Source organism: Flavobacterium sp. RSSA_27 (genome assembly GCF_051547125.1).
Taxonomy (GTDB): domain Bacteria; phylum Bacteroidota; class Bacteroidia; order Flavobacteriales; family Flavobacteriaceae; genus Flavobacterium.
In genome coordinates this window covers 36,895-62,101 of record NZ_JBPTTN010000007.1, presented here as the reverse complement: position 1 = coordinate 62,101, position 25,207 = coordinate 36,895, and the positions used below count along the sequence as shown (strand labels likewise).

Annotated in this window: 18 protein-coding genes; 6 read left to right on the top strand and 12 right to left on the bottom strand. The window is 36.7% G+C overall.

Annotated features, from left to right (window positions below; genetic code table 11):
- Positions 1-19: 19 nt before the first annotated feature.
- Positions 20-1,411, top strand: coding sequence for an exopolysaccharide biosynthesis polyprenyl glycosylphosphotransferase (locus ACSVH5_RS10815; RefSeq protein WP_438061451.1), 1,392 nt, complete (start codon positions 20-22; stop codon positions 1,409-1,411).
- A gap of 246 nt (positions 1,412-1,657) precedes the next feature.
- Here ACSVH5_RS10815 and ACSVH5_RS10810 read toward each other — a convergent pair whose 3' ends face one another.
- On the bottom strand, positions 1,658-2,782 hold the full coding sequence (locus tag ACSVH5_RS10810) for a lipoprotein N-acyltransferase Lnb domain-containing protein (protein ID WP_438061450.1): 1,125 nt from the start codon (positions 2,780-2,782) through the stop codon (positions 1,658-1,660).
- 1,381 nt (positions 2,783-4,163) lie between these two features.
- On the bottom strand, positions 4,164-5,150 hold the full coding sequence (locus tag ACSVH5_RS10805) for a PorV/PorQ family protein (protein WP_438061605.1): 987 nt from the start codon (positions 5,148-5,150) through the stop codon (positions 4,164-4,166).
- A 269-nt stretch (positions 5,151-5,419) separates the two neighbouring features.
- Between ACSVH5_RS10805 and ACSVH5_RS10800 the strand changes: the two genes are divergently transcribed.
- The 3 genes from ACSVH5_RS10800 to ACSVH5_RS10790 all read left to right on the top strand — a co-directional run bounded on the left by ACSVH5_RS10800 (position 5,420) and on the right by ACSVH5_RS10790 (position 11,991).
- Entirely contained in the window at positions 5,420-6,145 is a 726-nt protein-coding gene (locus ACSVH5_RS10800) for a CDP-alcohol phosphatidyltransferase family protein (protein WP_438061449.1), read from the top strand.
- A gap of 10 nt (positions 6,146-6,155) precedes the next feature.
- Positions 6,156-6,998 carry a glycoside hydrolase family 25 protein gene (locus tag ACSVH5_RS10795; RefSeq protein ID WP_438061448.1) on the top strand — a complete coding sequence of 281 codons (843 nt, stop codon included), beginning with the start codon at positions 6,156-6,158 and terminating at the stop codon, positions 6,996-6,998.
- Between the two features lie 1,117 nt (positions 6,999-8,115).
- Positions 8,116-11,991, top strand: a complete 3,876-nt coding sequence (locus tag ACSVH5_RS10790) for a T9SS sorting signal type C domain-containing protein (protein WP_438061447.1) — start codon at positions 8,116-8,118, stop codon at positions 11,989-11,991.
- A gap of 66 nt (positions 11,992-12,057) precedes the next feature.
- On the opposite strand, the gene lptB is transcribed toward ACSVH5_RS10790, so the two are convergent.
- The 4 genes from lptB to ACSVH5_RS10770 form a co-directional block, all read right to left on the bottom strand.
- Positions 12,058-12,810, bottom strand: a complete 753-nt coding sequence (gene lptB, locus ACSVH5_RS10785) for an LPS export ABC transporter ATP-binding protein (RefSeq protein WP_438061446.1) — start codon at positions 12,808-12,810, stop codon at positions 12,058-12,060.
- Positions 12,811-12,925: 115 nt separating this feature from the next.
- Positions 12,926-13,273 (bottom strand): carboxymuconolactone decarboxylase family protein, encoded by a 348-nt coding sequence (locus tag ACSVH5_RS10780; RefSeq protein ID WP_438061445.1) that lies wholly within the window; start codon positions 13,271-13,273, stop codon positions 12,926-12,928.
- The gene (gene tatC, locus ACSVH5_RS10775) at positions 13,266-14,081 is read right to left on the bottom strand and encodes a twin-arginine translocase subunit TatC (RefSeq protein WP_438061444.1); all 816 of its coding nucleotides are present in this window, start codon (positions 14,079-14,081) and stop codon (positions 13,266-13,268) included. Before tatC ends, ACSVH5_RS10780 begins: the two co-directional genes overlap by 8 nt.
- A complete protein-coding gene (locus ACSVH5_RS10770) occupies positions 14,081-15,046 on the bottom strand; it encodes a KpsF/GutQ family sugar-phosphate isomerase (protein ID WP_438061443.1) in 966 nt (321 codons plus the stop codon). Before ACSVH5_RS10770 ends, tatC begins: the two co-directional genes overlap by 1 nt.
- 83 nt (positions 15,047-15,129) lie before the next feature.
- On the opposite strand from ACSVH5_RS10770, the gene recQ reads away from it, so the two are divergent.
- On the top strand, positions 15,130-17,325 hold the full coding sequence (recQ, locus tag ACSVH5_RS10765) for a DNA helicase RecQ (RefSeq protein WP_438061442.1): 2,196 nt from the start codon (positions 15,130-15,132) through the stop codon (positions 17,323-17,325).
- A gap of 313 nt (positions 17,326-17,638) precedes the next feature.
- Here recQ and ACSVH5_RS10760 read toward each other — a convergent pair whose 3' ends face one another.
- The gene (locus tag ACSVH5_RS10760) at positions 17,639-17,878 is read right to left on the bottom strand and encodes a hypothetical protein (RefSeq protein WP_438061441.1); all 240 of its coding nucleotides are present in this window, start codon (positions 17,876-17,878) and stop codon (positions 17,639-17,641) included.
- Positions 17,879-17,977: 99 nt separating this feature from the next.
- Here ACSVH5_RS10760 and ACSVH5_RS10755 point away from each other — a divergent pair, with 99 nt between their 5' ends.
- Positions 17,978-19,036, top strand: a complete 1,059-nt coding sequence (locus tag ACSVH5_RS10755) for a DUF2891 domain-containing protein (RefSeq protein WP_438061440.1) — start codon at positions 17,978-17,980, stop codon at positions 19,034-19,036.
- 179 nt (positions 19,037-19,215) lie between these two features.
- Here the strand turns inward: ACSVH5_RS10755 and ACSVH5_RS10750 are convergent, their stop codons facing one another.
- From ACSVH5_RS10750 to pelA, 5 genes are all read right to left on the bottom strand, one after another.
- Positions 19,216-19,857 (bottom strand): phosphodiester glycosidase family protein, encoded by a 642-nt coding sequence (locus ACSVH5_RS10750; RefSeq protein WP_438061439.1) that lies wholly within the window; start codon positions 19,855-19,857, stop codon positions 19,216-19,218.
- A gap of 232 nt (positions 19,858-20,089) precedes the next feature.
- Complete coding sequence (locus ACSVH5_RS10745; RefSeq protein ID WP_438061438.1) at positions 20,090-21,031, bottom strand: alpha/beta hydrolase; 942 nt, start codon at positions 21,029-21,031, stop codon at positions 20,090-20,092.
- Positions 21,032-21,038: 7 nt separating this feature from the next.
- Positions 21,039-21,782 carry a rhamnogalacturonan acetylesterase gene (locus ACSVH5_RS10740; protein WP_438061437.1) on the bottom strand — a complete coding sequence of 248 codons (744 nt, stop codon included), beginning with the start codon at positions 21,780-21,782 and terminating at the stop codon, positions 21,039-21,041.
- A gap of 7 nt (positions 21,783-21,789) precedes the next feature.
- Complete coding sequence (locus tag ACSVH5_RS10735) at positions 21,790-23,139, bottom strand: glycoside hydrolase family 28 protein (RefSeq protein ID WP_438061436.1); 1,350 nt, start codon at positions 23,137-23,139, stop codon at positions 21,790-21,792.
- A 21-nt stretch (positions 23,140-23,160) separates the two neighbouring features.
- Positions 23,161-25,143 carry a pectate lyase gene (gene pelA, locus ACSVH5_RS10730; protein WP_438061435.1) on the bottom strand — a complete coding sequence of 661 codons (1,983 nt, stop codon included), beginning with the start codon at positions 25,141-25,143 and terminating at the stop codon, positions 23,161-23,163.
- Positions 25,144-25,207: the final 64 nt, after the last annotated feature.

Here is a 25,207-nt window from a genome sequence, read left to right as displayed (position 1 = left end):
AAACCAATACAGCCCTACTATGAACAATAAAAAAATGCATTTTGAACTTTCAGAAAGAAAAGTACTATTACGTATAGTAGATCTTATCGTTGTGTTAGGTGCGTTGTATTTTTTATCGCTCTTTTTTTCATTTACTTATTTTGAATTCTCATCCACTACTTTTTATTGGCCTTTAGTTTTTTCGGCTTATTTATTGCTCTTTGGTGGTGTATTTGAAATGTATAATCTTCAAGTAGCTAGTAATCCGTTTCAGGTATTAAAAAGCATTATTTTGACTACTACGGCTACAGTTTTAGTATTTTTATTAACCCCCATTTTATCACCACAATTACCCGATAGTAGGCTGCAATTAGTGATTTTTTATACAACTGTATTTGTGGCATTGTATCTTTGGCGTATTTTCTATGTTACCTTTTTGGCTTCCAATCGGTTTGTACAAAATGTGGTTTTGATTTGTGACAAAGGTCAATTAGAGCAATTGGTTCTTGATTTAGAAGAAGCCGATCCGTATTACAAGATCATTGGTTATGTAAACTCTGATAAAGCCAATGTAGAGGTGACAAAGTACAATTTTATAAGAGAAATTCCAGCGGAGGAATTGACCCAATTCGTTTCCAAAAGTGGCGTTTCTGAGATTGTTGTGGCTTCTCAAAAAGCAGACGGAATTACTACAGAATTGTACCAGCAACTGCTGCATTTGCTTGAATCAGGAAGGAGTATTCGAGAATATGTTCATGTGTATGAAAATAAAACACAGCGCATCCCAGTACATCAAATTGCAGAAGATTTTTATCGTTTTTTCCCGTTCAGCAGAAGCAATCAAAACAAATTGTATCTCTATATAATGCGCATGTTTGAAGTGTTGATAGCCATAGTCGGTATTTTTGTAGGCTTGCTTTTAATTCCCTTTTTGCTTTTAGGGAATGCTTTATGGAATAGAGGTTCGTTATTTTATACCCAAGAGCGTATTGGAAAATATGGAGTGCCTTTTGCCATCTATAAGTTTAGAACCATGATTGAAAATGCAGAGGCTGATGGCGCTGTTTTTTCTACTGCTGACGATGTTCGGATTACGCCATTTGGAAGATTTTTAAGAAAAACTCGTATCGATGAATTCCCTCAATTTTTAAATATACTAAAAGGCGATATGGGGGTAATTGGTCCCCGACCAGAACGACCTATGTTTGTCTCCGAAATCTCGGCAGTAATGCCATTTTATGAAACCAGACACATCATTAAACCTGGATTAACCGGTTGGGCTCAAGTGAATTATAACTACGGAGAATCCATTGAAGAGAGCTTGATTAAACTACAATATGATTTGTACTATATCAAACATAGAAGTGTCTTTTTGGATGTAAGCATCATGCTAAAAACGATTTCTACTGTAATTTTTTATCGAGGACAATAAAATTCAAATCCCAAAACCTAAATTCCAAATTCAAAATTGTCATCCTAGCGCACAATGTCATTAAGTTAAGAGATTTTAGATTGAAGATTAACGATTCTTGATTTTAGATTTTTGGAGCAAGTGAGTAAAAATTATATGATTTTCAGCATCTTATACATCAGCAATCAAAAATCGTTAATCAAAAATCAGCAATCATTTAATCCTTAACTTAATGACATTGCCTGAGCGCAGTCGAAGGGCAAATCCTTAAGCCGCTTTGTAAATACGGTAAGTAACTAATGAGCTAACACCAAGTAAAGGCAAAAGGAGCCAAAATGGTGCTTTATTGATAAGCAGTAAGGTATACATCAGTAGGCATGCCCAAGTAAAGTAAATCAGCCATTGTGTAGCTTTTTTGTTTTTTTGACGGACAAAAAAGACCAATAAGAGTAATGCTGGATTGAATAAAAGTACATTGTAATTGTTGGCCAATTCGGGATGCAGCGAATACCATCCCATGAAAAGGAAAAATACTCCCAAGACACCCATTAGGGTTAAAAATGCTAACGCCACACTTCTTTTTTTCCAAAAAACGAGTAATACTAAAAGAGCACCATAAGTATAAGCATTATTCCACCACGAGCGAGCTGTGATGGGAGCCACCGTCAACAATGAAACTACCGGTTCGCTAAGGTTTTTATTTTGGTACTTGGTGACTTTAAGACTTTCCAATAAATCAAAGGGAAGAAAAAGAGTAGTAGCTTTTTCATCTACTTTGGTGCCAAAGATAATGCTGGTGCCCAACTGTTCATAAAAATGATGCTTGAAGTAAGGAAACAACACGGAGCGATAGGTCATGTCGGTAGCTTTGGTTTTGGTGATTACTTTAGTGCCTAGCACTTCATTTAGTAAATCGACTACCATAGTCGTACAGTTTTTATCGATGAATTTATAGGTATAAAACCGCTCTTCAGTCTGTAAAGTGTTATTGAGACGATTCAAAAGGCGTTGTTTTACTGGAAGGGCTAAATGTAATTTTTGTTCGTATACACTTCTCCCTTCGTATTGGTATTGACTGATGAAGTCCAAATAAGAATGAGCCACAACAAAATAGTCTAAATCACCCTTTGCAAATTTTGCTACAAAGTTGGGTGTCGAAAAGTCAAAGGCTCCGTAATTATACACTACATCCAGCCCTTGACTCGGGTCACTAATTCGAAGTGCCGTATGCCCGAAAAGCGAATACGATTCATTTCCTGTCGCACAAGTCAACACACTGACTGTGGCTTTTGGTGAAAGTGGCAAAAGTTGAGCAGAAGTACTTAAACTCCATAAGAAAAACACAAGTAGTAAAAAATTATTGAAAGCAGTAGCTGCAGAAGTCCTAGTCATAAAAACAAGCCAATTAGTTGCGGTGTAAAAATAGCGCATTCTGTTGAGTTGTTAGTATTCGCAAAGAAAATATATTTACGACCTCATCTGGGTTGGTGTTTACTTTGGTTAATCGGTTAATGGGTTAAATGGTTAATCGTTGAATTGTTTAACTGTTTTAAACCTTTGCATTTTACCACGAAGCCGCACAAAGAAGGCACGAAGCTACACAAAGTTATTTAGTAGCCTTTGTGTATTTTTAAACTTCAATGAACTTATTCGTCTGCTTTAGATCAAACACTGCAACATAAAACTTTAGTGACTTCAATGTTTCAACCTTAGCGAACTTTGCGTAAATCTTTGCGTTCCTTGCGGTTAAATTTATTGGACACAGATTACACAGATTTTCACAGATTTAAAATGTAGTAAGTGATTAAATTTTTACTTCTAAAATAAACTTCAATGAACTTATTCGTCTGCTTTAGATCAAACACTGCAACATAAAACTTTAGTGACTTCAATGTTTCAACCTTAGCGAACTTTGCGTAAATCTTTGCGTTCGTTGCGGTTAAATTCATTGGACACAGATTACACAGCTTTTCACAGATTTAAAATGTAGTAAGTGATTAAATTTTTACTTCTTAAATAAACTTCAATGAACTTTTTCGTTTGCTATAATTCATAACACTTCCTATTGAAAAAAAACTTTAATGACTTCAATGTTTCAACCTTAGCGAACTTTGCGTAAATCTTTGCGTTCGTTGCGGTTAAATTCATTGGCCACAGATTACACAGCTTTTCACAGATTTAAAATGTAGTAAGTGATTAAATTTTTACTTCTAAAATAAACTTCAATGAACTTATTCGTCTGCTATAATTCATAACACTTCCTATTGAAAAAAAACTTTAATGACTTCAATGTTTCAACCTTAGCGAACTTTGCGTAAATCTTTGCGTTCCTTGCGGTTAAATTCATTGGCCACAGATTACACAGATTTTCACAGATTTAAAATGTAGTAAGTGATTAAATTTTTACTTCTAAAATAAACTTCAATGAACTTTTTCGTCTGCTATAATTCATAACACTTCCTATTGAAAAAAAACTTTAATGACTTCAATGTTTCAACCTTAGCGAACTTTGCGTAACCCTTTGCGTTCCTTGCGGTTAAGTTCATTGGACACAGATTACACAGATTTTCACAGATTTAAAATGTAGTAAGTGATTAAATTTTTACTTCTAAAATAAACTTCAATGAACTTATTCGTCTGCTTTAGTGCAAACACTGCAACAAAAACTTTAATGACTTCAATGTTTCAACCTTAGCGAACTTTGCGTAACCCTTTGCGTTCCTTGCGGTTAACCGACAACCGACAACCGACAACCGACAACCGATAACCGTTATTACCTTCTAAACTGTCCCAAATCCACTTTTACAGAAAAAATATTCGAATATAAAGCCACACCTTGGTTGCCTATATTGGTCAAAGCATAATCGATTTGAATGCCTCGGTACTGAAATCCCAGTCCGATATTGGGTTGAAAATTGGTTGTTTCGCTGGTGTCTAATTGGGTTACTTTTTGAAAATTCCCTACACCAGCTCTTAGGAAAACCAAATCAGTATAGCCCATTTCGAATCCCAAAGCTGGGTCAATACTTACAAAGTCGGTAGCAATAATATCATTGGTTTTGGTAAAGCGCATGTTGAGGTTGGCGGCTGCCAAGAAGCTATAGTCGTAGCGTATGATGATTTTTTTGGAAACCCCAAGTTGTGCTTTGGGCGCTGTAATTTCGGTGCTTTCTGGGAGCTCTTGATTTTGGCCCGGAATAGCATCGGCTATGGCTTGGTATTTTTTTTCGTTGATATTCCAGATATTATAAGTAGTGGTAAGGTCGCGCACCATCAGTCCGAAATTCCAATTGTTGCGCTGCCATTGCAGTCCTAAATCAAATCCAAATCCCCATGAATCCGCAAAATCGCCTATAATTCTGCGAATAACTTTGGCATTAACACCATATTGTAAACCAGTTACAGGAAGTTTTCTAGCATACGAAAACGTAACACCATAATCGGCAGTTGAGAACAATTCAATACGGTTGTAGTCAATATTTCCTTGATTGTCGATGAGTTCGGTGGTATTCAAAATATCATCCACTCCAAAACGAATCAATGAGAGGCCCCAACTACTCCTATCGTCAATTACATTGGCGTAGGCCAAATAATCGTATTGGGCAATATTGGCAAAGTAATTGGCATGCATTCCTGCTATTTGCTGGTCTTTTATCTGATTTAATCCTGCGGGATTCCAATACACCGAGTTGACATCCGAAGTAAAGGAAACTGCAGTATTAGACATGGCCAAAGAGGCTGCATCCACACCAATATTCATAAACTCATTTGAATATTTTCTGACGGTTTGAGCGAATAGCTGGAGACTCAAGAGAATAAAGAAAACAGCACTAATTTTTTTCAAATGGGAAAAGGTATTTTGTTATTGCTTTTGTTTTCAAAAATAGAATTTTTTAGGGAGCTTATTCCTCACTTTCAAGAGAATTCTCTTTTCTTTAAAAATTGCTGAAGAAACTCTGATAAAAAACGCACTTCTCTTTCACTTATTATCTTACTTTTGTTGGTACAATTTTTTTAATACCGATTCCGATGGCTCTCAAAAAACACATTCCTAATTTTATTACCCTATTGAACTTATTTTGTGGTTGTATTGCCGTAACTTTTGTGGTGCAACAACAATTCGAAATGGCGTTTTATTTTGTGAGTTTGGGTATTTTTTTAGATTTCTTCGATGGTTTTTTTGCACGCTTATTCAAAGTGTCGAGTCCATTGGGTTTGCAACTCGATTCTTTGGCGGATATGGTGACCAGCGGTGTAGTTCCTGGATTGGTGATGTTTCAAATGATGTTGTCTGCTTTCGGTCTGTCAATAACTTCTAGTTTTACTCCTGCTTATGCCTTTTCATTTTTAGGCTTTATCATCACTATGGGGTCTTGCTATCGTTTGGCCAATTTTAATATCGATACCCGTCAAACCGATTCTTTTATTGGGTTGCCTACTCCTGCTAATGCTTTGTTTATCTTGAGTTTACCATTGGTTGTGCGTCATTTCGATTCGTTCATGTTATTCGAATTATTAACAAATTATGGTGTGCTTTTGGCGATTAGTATTGGAAGTGCTTACATCTTGAATGCTGAAATTCCTCTGTTTTCTTTGAAAGTCAAAAAACTGACGGTTCAAGATAATAAATTGACCTTTTTCTTTCTGGCGGTTTCACTTTTGCTGTTGGTGACCTTGCAATTTTTAGGCATTCCATTAGTCATCCTTTTTTATATTTTTCTTTCTATCCTTAACAATAAATTTTTCAAGCAATAGGGATTTCAAGATGAGGAAAGTGACCCAAAACTATCCCAGACGTCGACCGCATAAGAAAAACAACCAAGGTATAGCTACCCTCAAAAAGTATGTTGGGGCAGCACTTGGATTACTGTTTTTAGGAAGTGTCATGTATCATTATCGGACGGCTTTTGCGTATTATTTGGGCTTTAAATCGAATAAGGTCAGTACAACGGATGTTTTTTCCGAAGCTAGAAATTTGCGCGTACTCGAAAAACACGAGGGAAAAACTGTAGGGATTGATGTATCGGAATACCAAGGAAAAATAAGTTGGTCGTATGTGGATACGATTGAGAACCATTATCCTTTGCATTTTGTGTTCATCCGAGCCACGGCGGGCAATAATGTGGTAGACCGACGTTTCAAACGCAATTGGGAAGGAGCCAAAAAGAACAAAATGATTCGTGGCGCTTATCACTATTATCGTCCAAATGAGAACTCTTTAGAGCAAGCAACGTTATTTATCAAAACGGTACGATTGGAAAAGGGAGATTTGCCTCCTGTCTTGGACATTGAAAAATTACCCAAGAATCAGTCGATGGCGAACCTCAAAAAAGGCCTTAGAAGATGGTTGCAAGCCATAGAAAAGCATTATAAAGTCAAACCCATTATTTACACAGGGGAGAAATACTACGATGATTTTTTGAAAGAAGAATTCAGTGATTACCTCTTTTGGATTGCCAATTATAATTTTTATCGAGAAGAAATTCAAGACGATTGGTTGTTTTGGCAGTTTACAGAACGTGCTGCTGTTCCCGGAATTGTGGGCAACGTAGATGTCAATATTTACAATGGCGATTTGCAACAATTACAGTTCATTACAGTCGAGTAAAGGTTAACTGGTTACTTGGTTAATCGTTTAATTGGTTAACTGTTTAATCGGTTAATCGTTTAATTGTTTTTTACACTTCTATGCCCTTATTTGCCTTCTATGGTTCAAAGACTGCTGCATTAATCCAAAACTTCCATGGCTTATATGTTTAAACCTTTGCGTCCCTTGCGTAATTCTTTGCGTTCTTTGCGGTTAAGTTTCGACACGGATTTAGAAGTGTTTAATCGTTTAATCGTTTAATCGTTTAATCGTTTAATTGGTTAATCGTTTAATTGTTTTTTACACTTCTATGCCCTTATTTGCCTTCTATGATTCTTAACACTTTCCTTTTTAATGCAAACTTATGTGACTCACATGTTTAAACCCCTTGCGTCCCTTGCGTAATTCTTTGCGTTCCTTGCGGTTAAGTTTCGATACAGATTTAGAAGCGTTTAATCGTTTAATCGTTTAATCGGTTAACTGTTTAATCGTTTAATTGTTTTTTACCCTTCTATGCCCTTATTTGCCTTCTATGGTTCAAAGACTGCTGCATTAATCCAAAACTTCAATGGCTTATATGTTTAAACCTTTGCGTCCCTTGCGTAATTCTTTGCGTTCTTTGCGGTTAAGTTTCGATACAGATTTAGAAGCGTTTAATCGTTTAATCGTTTAATTAATTAATCGTTTAATTGTTTTTTACACTTCTATGCCCTTATTTGCCTTCTATGATTCTTAACACTTTCCTTTTTAATACAAACTTATCTGACTTACATGTTTAAACCCCTTGCGTCCCTTGCGTAATTCTTTGCGTTCCTTGCGGTTAACTTTCGACACGGATTTAGAAGTGTTTAATCGGTTAATTGTTTAATTGGTTAATCGTTTAATTGTTTTTTACACTTCTATGCCCTTATTTGCCTTCTATGGTTCAAAGACTGCTGCATTAATCCAAAACTTCAATGGCTTATATGTTTAATATTTTCCGCTCTTAGTGTCCTTGCGGTTAAATTTTTTCAAAAAACTATAAAAATCACTAAATCTGGGTATTGACTAATAAGTACCAGCTTTTTATTTTTATTAGAATAAATACTGTTAATTTTTTCATGTTACTATGTATGTTCTAATTTTAAATGATAAGCTTTTGAAAATAAAGAAAACCTTATTCTTCCTTTTAGTTTTTAGTTTTGGTTGTGCTTCTGTTTTTGGCCAACAAGGTAAAGTGGACCCAACTTTTAATACCTATGACGATGGCCTTTTGGGCGATGGTTTTGACAACACGGTCAGAACATTGTCCGCACAAGACGATGGTAAAGTAATCGTTGGGGGCGATTTTCTAAATTTTAATGGCGTGGCGACTCCTTATTTATGCCGATTGTTGCCCGATGGATCCAAGGATACGTCTTTTTCCTTAGGAACGGGTTTTAATAATAAAGTCTACACTTCTTTGCTGCAACCTGATGGTAAAATTTTAGTTGCAGGTTCGTTTACTCAATTTAATGGTACCGCAGTAGGGCGTTTGGTTCGTTTGAATCCGGATGGAAGTCGGGATACCTCATTTATGGCTACTCCTGGAGCTACCAATAATATCATTTATGCCATGGCATTACAATCCGATGGCAGTATTTTTTTGGTGGGTAGTTTTACGAATTTTAACGGAACCACAGCCAATCGCATTATAAAAATTTTATCTAACGGAGCTGTAGATACAAGCTTTGTTGTTGGTTCGGGCGCTTCTGGTTTAATCGAAAAAATTGCACTCCAGTCGGATGGAAAAATTATCATTGGTGGGGGTTTTGCTTCGTTCAATGGTATAATCGTGGGTAAAATTGCTCGATTGCATGCCAATGGTACTTTGGATACTAGCTTTGTAACGGGTGTAGGTTTTGATAACAACGTTAGTGCTATCGGCATTCAATCGGATGGTAAAATTATTTTGGGAGGCGCTTTTACCACCTATAATGGCAATGTTGCCAATCGAATAGTAAGGGTAAACCCGGAGGGATCTGTAGATGGCTCTTTTGCTTCTGGCACAGGATTTAACTCAGGTTCGGTGGAAACGATTAAGATGAATTCAAGTGGAGCGTTGATGCTGGGAGGGTCTTTTTCTGGAACTTATAATGGTGTAGCGGTTAACAGAGTGCAACTTTTTCATCCTGATGGAACCATCGCTACTGGATTTGATATTGGTAATGGTCCCGCTTCTGCAACGGTATATGCTTTAGAAAATTGTATGGATTCTTCTTGGTTTGTTGGCGGTTCGTTCTCGGTTTTTGATGATCAGAATCAAGGCAAGTTAGCCAAAATTGATGCTCAAGGCACTTTGGATATTGGGTATTTAACTTCGGGAGTGGGTATGAATAATAGTGTTTCGAAAGTACTCCCATTAGTAGATAAAAGTGTAATCGTCGTTGGAAATTTTACACAATTTAATGGCGAAACAGCTCCAAGAATAACTAAACTCAGTGAGTCAGGCGAAAGGGAAAGTGCGTTTAATGCCTTGGGACAAGGTGCCAATGCTACCATTCGTAATGCAGTAATGCAAGCTGATGGGAAGATAATCATTGTTGGAAATTTTACGGCATATAACGGAACAGCGGTCAATCGAATAGCGCGTCTATTGCCCAATGGAAGTTTAGATACTACATTCAATATAGGATTAGGTTGCAACGGACAGGTGTATGGACTAATGGTTCAGTCGGATGCTAAGATTGTCATCGTGGGTAATTTTTCTACTTATAATGGAATTCCTGCTGTAAAAATTGCGCGTTTGTTACCCGATGGAACTTTAGATACTGGTTTTGTTACAGGTTCAGGTGCCGAAGATGGAATAGTCGAAACAGTAGCTTTGCAGTCGGACGGGAAGATGATTTTGGGTGGGCATTTTACGGTATTCAACGGGGTTGTATCCCCAAAGCTTATTCGTTTGAATGCTGATGGGAGTGTTGATTCCAGTTTTTCGGTGGGTACTGGATTTGATGCAATTGTTTATCATGTAACCTTGCAACCCGATGGAAAAATCTTAGTGGGTGGGTCTTTTGCTGCTTTTAATGGAAATGCAAGACGAAGGATTGTTCGTTTACAAGCTGATGGTGCTATAGATGCTAGTTTTGGCATCGGGTCAGGATTTAGTAACGGAACAGTCAGAGCTATTTTAGTACAACCCAATGGAAAATTACTAATTGGAGGCACATTTTCTGGTACCTATAATGGTATAGGGGTAATACGAATGCTTCGAGTGCAAGCGGACGGAGCGGTAGATGGAAGTTTTTCAGTCAATTTGAATGGCACCTTGTCAACTATGGGAATGACTTCTGATGAGAAAGTGTTGATTGGTGGTACTTTTAATTCTGTTTCCGGAACGACCAAACATCGAATTGCTAGAGTGTTGCTGTGTGTGGATCAAACGAAACGAGTAACGGGAGCTTGGACTAATGGTGCGCCAACAGCAGGAAAGGAATTGCTTTTTGAAGAGAACTATACCATTGCCAACACAACCTACGCCTGTCATTGTGCAATTGCTTCAGGTGTTGAAGTAAAAGTGAGTGCCGGAACAACTTTAGCCTTGCAATACCAATATGAAGGAGCTGGGGTTTTGGTTATCGAAGATGGAGCCAGTTTGCATCAAATAGACGATCAAATTAGTAATTCGGGTGCCATTCAATTGAAAAGGAAGACAACTCCCATTCGGAAAATGGATTACACTTATTGGTCAAGTCCTGTGCAAAAACAGCGATTAATCGATGTATCTCCTGCGACCCTTTCGGATAAATTTTTCTCTTTTGATGGAGCCAATGGTACTTGGAAAAACGAATTGCCCACTTCGGAAATGACTATGGCTAAAGGCTATATCATCCGAGGGCCTCAACATTTTTCGACCACGCTCCCTACGGTGTTTGAAGCGGTTTTTTCAGGAATTCCGAATAATGGGGTATACGATTTTGCAGTGGGAAGTGATCAATACAATTTGATAGGAAATCCATATCCCTCGGCTATTGATGCAGATTTGTTTATGACCGATGCTAATAATGCAAGTATTCTGTATGGGGCGTTGTATTTCTGGACGCACAATACCCCAATCCAACAAAGTGGATCCAATTATATTTATGTGGCGGATGACTACGCAACTTATAACCGCACAGGAGGCACGGGAACGACAAAAGGAGCTGCTCTGTCTGGAGGGCAAGTGCCAACTGGCAAAATCGCATCAGGTCAATCTTTTTTTGTGGGAACCACCTCAGGGATTCCAACAAATAGCCGTTTTCAATTTAAAAACAGTATGCGAGTAGTCGATCAAAATACGCAATTCTTCAAACAAGCCAGTACCCAAAAAGCAACAGCTATTGAGAAAAGTCGTGTTTGGTTGAACTTGACCAATAGTGGAGGGGCTTTCAAACAGTTGTTGGTGGGTTATGTAGACGGCGCGACCAATGAATGGGATAATTGGTATGACGGACCTAGTTTTGACGGACAAGAGTTTGTGGATTTTTATAGTGTCAACCAAGGACAAAACCTCACAATTCAAGGACGAGCTTTACCATTTGAAACTACCGATGTAGTGCCTTTAGGCTACCGTAGTTCTATTGATGGGACATTCGAAATCAGTATTGATCATACAGACGGAGCCTTGGCCAATCAAGCCATTTGGTTGGAAGACAAAAAAACGAACACCCTTCATGAGTTGACCAAAGAGCAGTACATTTTTACTGCTATCAAAGGGGTAGAAAATGACCGCTTTGTTTTAAAATACACCAACAAAGATTTAGGAAATGATGAAAATGAAATGGCAGACAAAGCGGTTGTTATAAGTGTAAAAAACAAAAAAATCACAATAATTTCATCAGAAGAAATGATTACAAAGGTTCAGATCTTTGATGTTTTGGGCAGAAAAGTATACGCTACCTCAAAAATCAATGCACAAGAATGGGCTAGTGCAACCATAACTTCGAGTGAGCAGGTGTTAATCGTAAAAACTACCTTAGCCAACGGTGCGGTTACTACTAAAAAGATTGTTTACTAGCAAAAGTATAGCAACCAATAAAAAATCCCTCTCAAAGTTAAACTTGAAAGGGATTTGATTTTTTAGTTATTTAGGAGAATTAAAATCAATTTTTGTCTTTCTCAATTCAAAGTTTTGTCCTAGATACACTCTTCGAACCATTTCGTCTTCTACCAGTTCTTCGGGAGTTCCTGCTTTTAGAATACCTCCTTCAAACATCAAATAGGTTTTATCGGTAATGGCTAAAGTTTCCTGTACGTTATGGTCGGTAATTAAAATACCAATATTTTTGTTTTTTAATTGTGCAACGATGCGTTGAATATCTTCTACTGCTACTGGGTCAACACCCGCAAAAGGTTCGTCCAATAAAATAAATTTTGGGTCGGTAGCTAAACAACGTGCAATTTCGGTTCTTCTTCGTTCTCCTCCAGATAGTAAATCACCTCTATTGGTACGGATATGTTCCAAACTAAATTCGGCAATTAGGTTTTCCATTTTGGCAATTTGCTCTTCTTTGGTATGATTGGTCAATTGCAAAACACTCAAAATATTATCCTCGATGCTCAATTTTCTAAATACAGAAGCTTCTTGTGCCAAATAACCCACTCCTTGTTGGGCACGTTTGTACATGGGATATTCGGTAATATCCAAATCATCCAAATAGATATGGCCTGAATTGGGTTTTACCAATCCTACAATCATATAAAATGAGGTGGTTTTACCAGCACCGTTAGGACCCAAAAGACCAACGATTTGGCCTTGGTTTACTTCTAATGAAATACCCTTTACAACACTACGGCCTTTATACGTTTTTATGAGGTTTTCTGCTCTTAATTTCATTTCGTTTGAGTTGCTGAGCGTCTTAGTTACTAAGAGGCTGAGATTTTGTATTCTTGCTAATGCGGTACATTTATTTTTTGGCGCTGAGAAACTTAGCGGCTTAGCATCTTTGCTGCTATTTTTGCTCTTCCAAAGCTTCCCAAAATTCGTAAGCTCTTCGTAAATGAGGCACCACTATGGTTCCTCCTACCAATGTAGCAATTCCCATGGCTTCCATCATTTCTTCACGGGTTACCCCTTCTTTGTAGCTGGTTTCTAAATGGTATTTGATACAGTCATCGCAACGTAATACAGCCGAAGCCACTAAACCTAATAACTCTTTGGTTTTTACATCTAAAGCACCAGCAGCGTAGGCATTGGTGTCTAAATTGAAAATACGTTTTACGATTTTATTATTGTCTGCCAATAATTTTTCGTTCATTTTAGAACGGTAATCGTTAAATTCTTTAATTAAATCAGCCATTTTCTTTTTTTTGTTTACGAACAACTAGTTTAGAGATCAAGATACTCACTTCATAAATTAATAGCATCGGTATAGCCACAATGGTTTGACTTACTACATCGGGTGGGGTCACTATTGCTGCAACAATTAAGATAATAATTACCGCATATTTCCAATATTTTCTTAAAAATTCAGGGGTAACTAGTCCTAACTTGGTCAAGAAATAGACCACTATTGGCAATTCAAAAAACAACCCTCCTGCTAAAACGGAGGTGCGCACAAGTCCGATGTAAGATTCTAAAGTGAATTGGTTTTTTACAATGGAACTCACCGTAAAGGTAGCCACAAAATTGATAGACATTGGGATGATGACAAAATAGCCAAATAACACGCCTAGAAAAAATAATACTGAGGAAACAAAGATGAAAAACCGGGCCCCTTTCTTTTCATTGTCGTACAAAGCGGGGCTGATGAATTTCCAAACTTCAAATAATATATAAGGGAAACTCAAAATAAAACCAGCCAATAAACACACCCAAACAAACATGTTTACTTGTCCTTCCATTTGCGTGTTTTGAATGATAAAGGGAAGTTCTTCAATGCAAATCGTTTCTGCAATTCCTAAGTAATGAGAAACATCGCAAAAAAAGCGGTAAGTAAAAAAACTGGGTTTGGTGGGGCCGAATAGTAATGTGTCAAACAAGAAATCGCTTACGAAAAACACGATACAAGCCATAATCAATATAGCTACAGTACTTCTCACTAATAACCAGCGTAATTCTTCAAGATGGTCCAAAAATGACATCTCGTTTAGATTCTTTTTTGCCATTATACGATGCCTTCTTTTAAAATGTCATGCAAATGCAAGATGCCTTTGTAAACACCATTGTCTATTACGATTAATTGGGTAATCGAAAAGTCTTCCATTATATTAAATGCATCGATAGCCATTGCTTCAGAATGAATTTGTTTTGGATTTAAGGTCATGATATCTTTGGCCACTACATTTGCAATGCTGTCTCTATCGTTTAACATTCGTCTGATATCACCATCGGTAATGATGCCCACTACGGTATCATGGTCAATAACCGCAGTTACTCCTAATCGCTTTTCTGAAATTTCAAAAATGGCTTTTTTGATGGAAGTGTCTGGGCTTACCTGAGGTTGTAAGGAAGGTTCTAGTAGGTCTTTTACCTTGAGTAACAGTTTCTTTCCCAAGGCCCCACCTGGATGGTATTTGGCAAAATCTTCTGCTTGAAATCCTCTTAGTTCCATTAAACAAACCGTTAGTGCATCTCCCATGACCAATTGGGCAGTGGTGCTATTAGTTGGAGCCAAGTTCATGGGGCAAGATTCGGCATCTACAGTGGTGTTTAATACATAATGTGACCCTTTGGCTAAGAAAGAAGTCATGTTGCCCGTCATGCCAATTAATGTGTTGCCAAATCGTTTTAATAATGGGACTAATACTTTAATTTCTGGACTATTACCGCTTTTAGAAATGCAGATGATGATGTCGTCATTTTGAATCATTCCAAGGTCGCCGTGTATGGCTTCTGAGGCATGCAAAAACAATGAAGGAGTGCCCGTAGAGTTTAATGAAGCGACGATTTTTTGAGCGATAATGGCACTTTTGCCTATGCCTGTAATGACAACCCGCCCTTTAGATTGGTAGATTTTTTGAACAATAGTAGTAAAGTTTTCATCCAAAAAAGTAGCCAACTTCGCGATCGATTCACTCTCAGAAAGGATGGTATTTTTGGCTAGCGCTAAGATGTTTTCGGTGCTTATCAAAACAGTAGGTTTAAATTTGTCTGTATAAAAGATTTTTGTATCTTTAGTGATGCAAATTTATACAAAATACCACATAATAAAGAATGAATTCAAACGAAATTGATATACATAAGGAATTAAAAAAGTATTTTGGCTTTAGTCAATTCAAAGGATTGCAAGAAAGAGTCATCACAAGTCTCTTAAATAAAGAGAATGTTTTTGTAATCATGCCCACAGGTGGTGGTAAATCACTTTGTTACCAATTACCAGCTTTGATTTTGGAAGGCACCGCAATTGTAGTGTCGCCTTTAATAGCTTTGATGAAAAATCAAGTAGATGCTATCAGGAGTTTATCTTCTGAGAATGGTGTAGCGCATGTGTTAAATTCTTCCTTAACCAAAACAGAAATCGCTCAAGTCAAAAAAGACATTACTTCCGGTGTAACCAAATTATTGTACGTTGCCCCTGAATCGCTAACTAAGGAAGAATATGTACAGTTTTTGCAACAAGTTCCTTTGTCTTTTGTAGCGATTGATGAAGCGCATTGTATTTCAGAATGGGGTCATGATTTTAGACCGGAATACCGAAATCTAAGACATATTATCAAGCAATTAGGCAAAGTTCCTGTGATTGGTTTGACGGCTACAGCTACTCCTAAAGTGCAAGAGGATATTCTGAAAAATCTCGACATGGCCGATGCCGTTACCTACAAAGCTTCTTTTAACCGACCCAACCTTTTCTATGAGGTGAGAACCAAAACCAAAAATATCGAATCGGATATCATTCGTTTTATTCGTCAGCACAAAGGAAAATCCGGTATTATTTATTGTTTGAGTAGAAAAAAAGTGGAATCCATTGCCGAAGTACTTCAAGTAAACGGTATCAGTGCAGTGGCTTACCATGCAGGATTAGACGCAAAAACCAGAGCCAAGCATCAAGACATGTTTTTGATGGAGGATGTAGATGTGGTAGTTGCGACTATAGCCTTTGGTATGGGAATCGATAAACCGGATGTACGCTTTGTTATTCATCATGACATTCCAAAATCCTTAGAAAGTTATTATCAAGAGACCGGACGGGCAGGAAGAGATGGAGGCGAAGGACATTGCTTGGCCTACTATTCTTATAAAGATGTAGAAAAGTTAGAAAAATTCTTGTCCGGAAAACCGGTAGCTGAACAAGAAATTGGATTTGCATTGCTTCAAGAAGTAGTAGCTTATGCCGAAACTTCTATGTCAAGACGCAAATTTTTATTGCATTATTTTGGTGAAGAATTTGATGTTGAGACTGGTGAAGGAGGAACGATGGACGATAATGTTAGAAATCCAAAAACCAAGGTTGAAGCCATGGACGAAGTGGTGAAACTGCTTAAAGTGGTTAAGGAAACCAAACATATTTACAAATCCAAAGAAATTGTATTTACCTTAATAGGTCGTGTGAATGCCATGATTAAAGCACATAAAACGGATAATCAATCCTTTTTTGGAAGCGGAAAAGAGCATGATGAAAAGTTTTGGATGGCTTTACTGCGTCAAGTATTGGTTGAGGGCTATCTAGGGAAAGATATAGAAACTTATGGAATCGTTAAAATCACTAAAAAAGGCTTGGCTTTCTTAAAAACGCCTAGCTCATTTATGATGTCAGAAGATCATGAATATAATGAATCCGAAGACGATGCGATTGAAACAGCTGCTAAATCTTCTGGTACTTCCGATGAAGTACTGATGGGAATGCTAAAAGAACTCCGCAAAAAAGAAGCCAAAAAATTAGGCCTTCCACCTTTTGTGATTTTTCAAGATCCCTCTCTTGAGGATATGGCTTTAAAATATCCAATAAGTACTGAAGAATTAGTCAATATTCATGGAGTTGGGGAAGGAAAAGCCCGTAAATACGGAAAAGAATTTGTGGCTCTAATCCAACGTTATGTAGAAGATAATGATATTGTCCGCCCCGATGATCTTGTGGTTAAATCAACAGGGGTGAATTCTGCCAACAAATTATATATTATCCAAAACATTGACCGTAAATTGGCTTTGACGGATATTGCTTCTGCTAAAGGGCTTTCGATGGGAGCTTTGATTAAAGAAATGGAGCAAATCGTATATTCTGGTACCAAATTAAACATCAATTATTGGATAGATGAAATATTAGACGAAGACCAACAAGAAGAAATTCATGATTATTTCATGGAATCCCATTCCGATAATATTGAAGAAGCTTTAAAAGAATTTGATGGCGAATATGATATTGATGAATTGCGATTGATGCGTATCAAATTTATTAGTGAAGTAGCCAATTAAAAGCAACTCACATAGTTTAAAAATCCAAATTCCAATTTGCTCTTTTGAGTTTTGGAATTTGGAATTTTTTTTTGAATGCAACTTTTAAGATTTGTCCTTCGACTGCACTCAGACTAATACTTTTGCATTTTGTATTTTGAATTTTGCATTTTGAATTTGAATTTTGTATTTTGAATTTGAATTTTGTATTTTGAATTTTGTATTTTGTATTTTGAATTTTGTATTTTGAATTTTGAATTTTGTATTTTGAATTTTGAATTTGAATTTTGAATTTGAATTTTGAATTTGAATTTTGTATTTTTTTTATTTGAATTTAGCTTTCATAAACTTCACCTCGATGCGGTTTCAAAGCGTCACGAACTGCAATCATATCTTTTTCTTCAACGACCATAAATGCCACAGCATGTAATTCTCCATAGGTTTGAAAACCGGTGATTTCCAAAGGTAATTTTTCGATCTTGAGGTATTCTTTCAAATGAATTTCATGGTGCTCGGCAGTTTTGGCAGAGGCGGGTCCTCTAAAATCCCAAATCAATTTTATTTTTCTTGACATTATAATTATTTTGGACAAAGTTACAAAAGGAGGACACTTGTCACCCTATTTTGTAGGACATAGTGCTATTTTTTCTATTTTTAACAAAAAAAACAAAACATGAGAATGGTATTCTATTTCTTTTTAATGCTAAGTGCATTTGGCAAAGCGCAAGAATTGACGGTTGAAAAAGCAAATCATTTGGCCTCTTTGCCGATAAAATGTTTGCAACAAGAATATCCTAATAAATTGCAACAATTGTTGCTTGATGCTACTGAAATTCAGTCCCCAAAGCAATTGCATCCTGCTTTCTATGGTTGTTTCGATTGGCATTCTTCGGTTCATGGCCATTGGAGTTTAGTGTATTTATTAAATAAATTCCCTGATTTGGCGAATAGAAAAGAGATTATTGAAAAACTTTCGGTAAACATATCCAAAGAGAATATACAGCAAGAAATTGCCTATTTATCTAAAAAGCACGAGAGCAGCTTTGAGAGAACTTATGGTTGGGCTTGGGTATTGAAACTGCAATTGGAGTTAGAAAGGAGCAAGGACAAGCAAATCCATTCTTTATCCCAAAACTTAAAGCCATTAACAGAATTACTCATTCAAAGGTATACCGAATTTTTGCCCAAATTGCTTTATCCAGTTCGAGTAGGAACCCATGCCAATACAGCTTTTGGACTCAATTTTGCTTGGGATTATGCAGTGCATTCTAATAATGTAAGTTTTCAAAAAAGTATCAAAGAAAACGCTATGCGATTGTATTTCAAGGACCAAAACTGCCCTTTTACTTGGGAACCTAGTGGCACCGATTTTTTATCCCCTTGTTTAGAAGAAATAGGAACCATGCAACGTGTTCTAGCTCCAAAGGAGTTCCTTTCCTGGATGAAAACTTTTGCTCCTACATTATTTAATAAAAATTTTAAATGGGATGTTGCAAAAGTGTCTGACCGGACGGATGGCCATTTGGTGCATTTAGACGGGTTGAATTTCAGTCGTGCTTGGAATTTGATGCATTTACTACACCAATATCCCAAAGAGTTCAAGCATTTGCAACCCATAGCGCAGCAACATTTACAATTTTCATTGCCTTCCGTGGTTGATGGAAATTACGAAGGAGAACATTGGTTGGCCTCTTTTGCATTATATGCTTTTGAAAGTGTTTCTAAAAACTAATTAGGAAGCAATTGTAAGGCTAGTAACCAATTTTGACACAGTAACGGCCAGGTTGAAACGCCTGGTATTTTAACTTGTTTAAGGATCAATTTTTTTGTGGTTCACTTTCAGATTTTTTTTAAAATTTATCAATCGTTTTGACCAAATTACCAAAATAAATGAAAGTTTTTTCTATGTTTTTACTTAGTAAAAAGTAACCAATTTGTCTGCCTATTTGTATTGTACATATATTCTCCAATGATTATTTTTTCTTTGCAATTATTTTTATACCATCCTTCGCTCCAAGTGCCCATATCTAAATTAACGGCGTTAACCGCACCAATATTTACAAGTGATTCTTGAAACTCGCTTATAGTTAAAGGTCTGCTACTTTCTCCAATGCAATAGAAATCTTCAAATTGGATTAAAGCCCTTCTTCTATTTTCTTTGATGCCAAATAAATTGCAAGGAACTATTTGATTGTCTTTGATAAGTAAAGTTTGTTGAAAAATACTTTTTTTGCCTGAAACTACTTGATTTAACAAGTTATCGTTAAAATCTTGTAATCTTACAATTCGAATAGTTTTATCAGAAATTATTGCTACACCATTCAGTTTAGGATTAATTAAATTGTTTTTTTTAATTCCATCAACTACACATAAACCATCAATTTGATTTTGTGTTGTGGTATATGCCCCTGGAACGCATAAAAAATTTTCTTGGTTAAATTCGGGGCGATTACTACTTAATTGCATTTTTAACCCAAAGGGTTGGTATAAATTTATTGTACAGTTGCCTCCTTCTGCATTTGAAATGATAACATTTGGAATTTCTTTTTTCAACCACTTTAATTCATCATTTAATTTGTTGGATACTTTTTCGAGGCTATCAATTTTTCTAGTATTTTCTATGCATTTTTTCTCTTTACATGCGTAAAGAGAAAGCAATAGTACTAAAATTAATAAATTGAAAATCTTTTTCATTTTAATTTAATATTTATATTGATTTTGTTAATTCATTTGGCTGTAAAAAGATTTTAAAAAATAAATTTTCAAAAGTAAAAGTTGTGTAACGTTACAGAAGTAATTGCAGTTCTTTCAACCAATTTTGACACAGTAACGGCCAGGTTGAAACGCCTGGTTTTGTTCCCAAGCCAAATCCGTGACCACCACTTTCGAAGATGTGCAATTCTGTTTTGATTTTGTGGTTGCGTAAGGCATGGTAATAACGAATGCTATTTTCTACTGGAACGACCAAATCATCTGTTGCATGAACAAGGAAGGTTGGAGCAGTATTTTTATCGACTTGCATTTCATTCGAATAGCGCTGAATGGCTTCTTCACTAGGGGAATTTCCCAATAAATTGGTTCTGGATCCTTTGTGTGTTATGGTTTGATCCATAGAAATAACCGGATACAGCAGTATCGTAAAATTGGGTTGTGCGCTCTCCGAATACTGACTTGTGTACACTTTTTGGTGGTATTGTGTACTTAAAGTTGCAGCCAAATGACCGCCTGCCGAACTGCCTAAAACACCTATTTTGTCAGGATAACAATGCCATTTTTTGCTGTTGGCTCTAATGTAGCGCAGCGCTTCTTGAGCATCTTGCAAAGGGGCAATGGACTTGTTTTCCATAATGCTATCATTGGGTAATCGGTATTTTAAAACGAAAGCGGTGATGCCTAAACTATTGAGCCATTGTGCAATTTTCACCCCTTCTTTATGGAAAGACAAATGCATGTATCCGCCACCCGGCATAATGAGCACGGCCGTTCCATTCGCTTTTTTTTCTTTTGGAGTAAAAACAGAGAGGGTAGGAGTGGTTACATGATGGTATTTGTTCAAATATCCTTCTTGGTAGGCTGTTTTTTCAAAATAATTTGGATTCGAAATGCTATTGGGAATTTTGGATTCCCATAAAGGAATTGTCTCGTCTTGCGCTTGCAACAGCGAACCCATAAGCAGTAGGTATCCTAAAAGTAACGTTTTGGCTTTGCTAGTCGTTTCCCTTTTCATTTTGAAATTATTTTAGACTATTTACAAGTATTTTACACTCGGGAGAGGACAGTTTTTTTAGTTCCTTCACCGCACGGTTTGCAATTTCTAGGGCTCCCATTTCAGACAAATGGGTATCATCTGCTTTATCTTCTACATAATAGGGGTGTTCTCCTTTTTTAAAATGCAAATGCAATTTTTTTGAAGCTTCGGGGCCATACGAAATTTCGAGTTGTTCGCTTAAATATTCCAAGTCTATTAACGGAACATTGTATTCTTTGGCTACCCAACGGGTTTCGAGCGTATAGTCTCCATGAGTACTCACTAAAACCCCATATTCGTTGAAATTTCTTCGAGCAATTGAAGTAAATAAAATAGGAATCGCTCCTTTGGCTCTAGTATCAGTTATAAACTTAACCAAATTGTACCGATAAGAAGTGTGAGGGTTGGTGTATCTTTTCGGATCGTTTATTTTGGCATCATTATGTCCGAATTGTATGAATACATAATCTCCTTTTTTCAATAATTTTTGAATAGAGTCCCATCTTTTTTCTTCCATAAAACTCTTGGTACTACGGCCGTTTACAGCATGATTCTGGAAGCTTATGGTTTCTTTTAAAAATTGAGGAAACACTTGGCCCCACCCAAATTCAGGATTAACACTCGGGTCTTTTTTAGTAGCCATGGTTGAATCACCAATACCGTAAATCGTAGCCCTTTGAGCGACAACAGGCAAGGAAAAGAGTAGCAGAATAAAAATGATTTTTTTCATCAGGAACTTATTTTACTGAAACGGCAGAAGGTACCGTTGCTTTTTCTCCAATAATTAATTCGTTTATCGTTACATTCTCAGCATCTGTATTGGAAATCGCATTTTTAGCAGCTTTGATATGAATAGTGTCTAAGGTAATGTTTTTTACTTTTTTTTCAGGAAATCCTTGAATCACTATTCCAGTTCCCGACGCAGCATTACAACTAATATTCGAAAAGTGAATATCGGAGATCTCAGAAGGGAATCCCTTGCCTTCACCATGATAGTTGGCCGTGATATAAATACCATCTTCGACTTGGTCTAATTCAATTCCCTTGAAATACACATTTTTAATGAAACCTCCTCTATCTGCATTGGTTTTAAGATAGATGCCTCTTTTTAGGTATCCCACCGTTCTGCAATTTTCGACATACACCTTTTGGATTCCTGCAGACATTTCACTTCCCATAACCACTCCATGCAAACCTTTAAAGTTACAATTTCGTATCACAATGTTTTCACTTGGAGTAGTAGCATTGTCTCTTCCTTCGACATCTCTTCCCGATTTGATGGCAATATTATCATCGCCATTATCAAAAGTTATGTTTTCTATCAATACATTTTTAGTGTATTCTATATCAATTCCGTCATTGTTGAAATTATGCGATTGGTACTGCAATCCTCTTAGTATAACATTTTGCGATTGCAATAAGTGAAGGCACCAAAAGGGAGCATTTTTGATGGTGATGTTTTCTACTAAAATTTGTTTGCAATTAAAAAACTGAATCATAGGCGGGCGCAAAAAGGAATTGTTGCCAAATTGTCGCTCCTTAACAGGTGTACGATCATGATTCATTTGGCGGGATTTCATTTTGGCAGGACCTTCTTTTGATTTAAAAGTACTCCAAATGGTGTCGCCTGCACCCTCTATAGATCCTTCGCCAGTAATGGCAATATTAGCACATTGGTAACCATAAATCATTGGGCTATAATTGTAAATGAAAGTGCCTTCCCAGCTGGTATATACTAAGGGTAAATATTGGTTTGGATCTTCACTAAATAGTAATTTAGCTCCTTTTTCTAGTTGCAAATTTACATTGCTCACAAAATGAATGGGACCGTTGATTACATAGTTTCCTTGAGGAACAATGATTTTTCCTCCCTTATTCTTTTTACATAAAGCCATTGCTTTATCAAAATAAACTTTGTTGTTAGTTCTAGAATCCCCTTTTGCACCAAGCTGGGTAATATTTATGGAATAGGTGCCAAAATGAGGCAAGGGTATAGCCTTGACTATAGTTTCCATTTCCTCTTTGGGAAACAACCTTGTTTGTCCAAAAGAAACAGCACAAAAGAATAAAAGCAATATTTTTTTCATCTGTAAATTAGCTTATTGGGATCAGTTTTTTTGATACCAATTTTTATGATTGTCGGATAATATGGTCTCTTTAGTATATTTTTGGATTTCATTTACATCTAATTGCTTCGACCAAGACACTCTTTTTTGAGGTTGAAAACCAGGCCCTGAACATTGAAATTCAGCATAAAAACAAGTTTGTTCTGCCTCTGGTTTGGACCAATTATGCCATCCAACAGGTAGAATATGATCTTCCATATGACAAGTAATAAATACCGTTTTGGCATAACTACGCCACGGACGTCCTAAGTACACTTTTTTAATATTTTTTTCGGCAGTCAACTTACAGTTAATGAAAACATAACCAAACTCGGTGTCTTTTGGGGTTGAGGCTGCAGTGATAAACGAATCTTTTTTACTGTGTAGGGTACAATTTTCAAACAAAACCGTAGCATCTCCAAAAATAAAATCCGTTGTTCCTTCTATATAGCAGTCTTTAAAGTAGTTTTTAGTACCTTCTCCAGAAGTATAAAGGGTGTCTTGATTGCCTAGAAGGTTGCAATTTTGAATGCGTACACGGTTGGCATTTACATTCAAAGCTACCGCTTGTCCCACTTCACCAGCACTATTAGCAATGGTCAGATTTTCGGCTACAAAATCATTTCCTTCTACTAAAAGAGTATAGGTGTGAAAAGTGCTGTTGCGACCTACATTCATTTTTTTGAAATGATCGTCAAAAGTAATGATGGTATTTTCTTTGCTTTCACCAATCATGGTGATCTTGGTATTCCAAGCATGTACTTTTACTTTTTCATAATAAGTACCTTTTTTAATGGCAATGGTAACAGCTTGATCTGGAAAAGCTGGGGCTGCATTTATCGCTTCTTGAATACTAGTAAAATCTCCTTTACCCGACGCATCTACTACTACGTAATTGGCTTTGGTGTTTGCATTTGGTCCTATTTTTTTTAACCAAGCGGGATATTTTTTCAAGACTTCCTTAGGTTCATTGGTGTACCAAGCGTAGCCATTGCGTCTTTCTTCGCCAATTTCGGCTAATGTCTTTTTTTTAATACCATCCCGATCACAAAAGAAAGGTTCGTTGGTATCTAATTCCATAAATCGAGCCCAAATGGGGGGCTCATTTTCAGAAACTACTACTTTTCGATCCATGACTTTGCCTGAGGAATTGGTTTGGTCTACAATTTTTAAGTTGGTTATTTTTGTTTTTTCAAACCAAGCCACTGCGCTATTTACTGCAAAAATTATTTCAGGCGATGGGTTTTCGATGGCCATTAGCGTCAGCACTATTTTGGCCGACTCTTTCCCGCTCAAGGATGGCAATTCGTAGGCTCTTGCTTTGGCGGGTTCCAATGTAAGCTCGTCATGTTGGGCGCACCAAGCAGTGAGAGTACCGTTTTGTTTGTATTGTGTTTTTAGGATACACTCGATAGCTTTGTTATAAGCGGTTGTAATTTCGTTTAATTTGCTTTTTGATGGGGTAATGGAAAAGTAATTGGTGTTGTTTTTGAGTTCTTTTAGAATGGCTAAAATATTGGTTATGGCATCATCATTGAATGTAATATGGGTATAATATCCTTTTTTGAGCGGGTAAAATTGCGGCCATCCACCGTTGTCGTATTGTGCAGCTAGAATGTAGTTTAAACCATCAAGAAACGCTTTTTCATACCTTTTGTCTTTGGTTTGACGGTACATTTTCGACAAAAAAAGCATTTCTTGTGTGGTAGCTCCATTATCTATAGTGAGATCGTCTGTTGCGTTTTTTTGAGACAAGAGTTGTTGTTTGCTTGCTTCAGATAAAGGAAGTTGCATTTGTATATTTTTGGGCCATCCTCCAATATTGCGTTGGTAGAGCAATACATTTTCGGCTATATTTTTTGCTTCATCACTAGCAAACCACGGACCTTCTTTACTATCTACAATTGATGCCCATTTTTTATCATGAACTTGTGCTTGACTGAAACTGCTAACTATAAAAGTGACAAGTAAGAAAAAGTTTTTCATTTTGTTTAGTTTTTCGTTGTGTTTGGTGTTTAGATGAATAGGGCGTTTTTTTTTAATTAAGCTT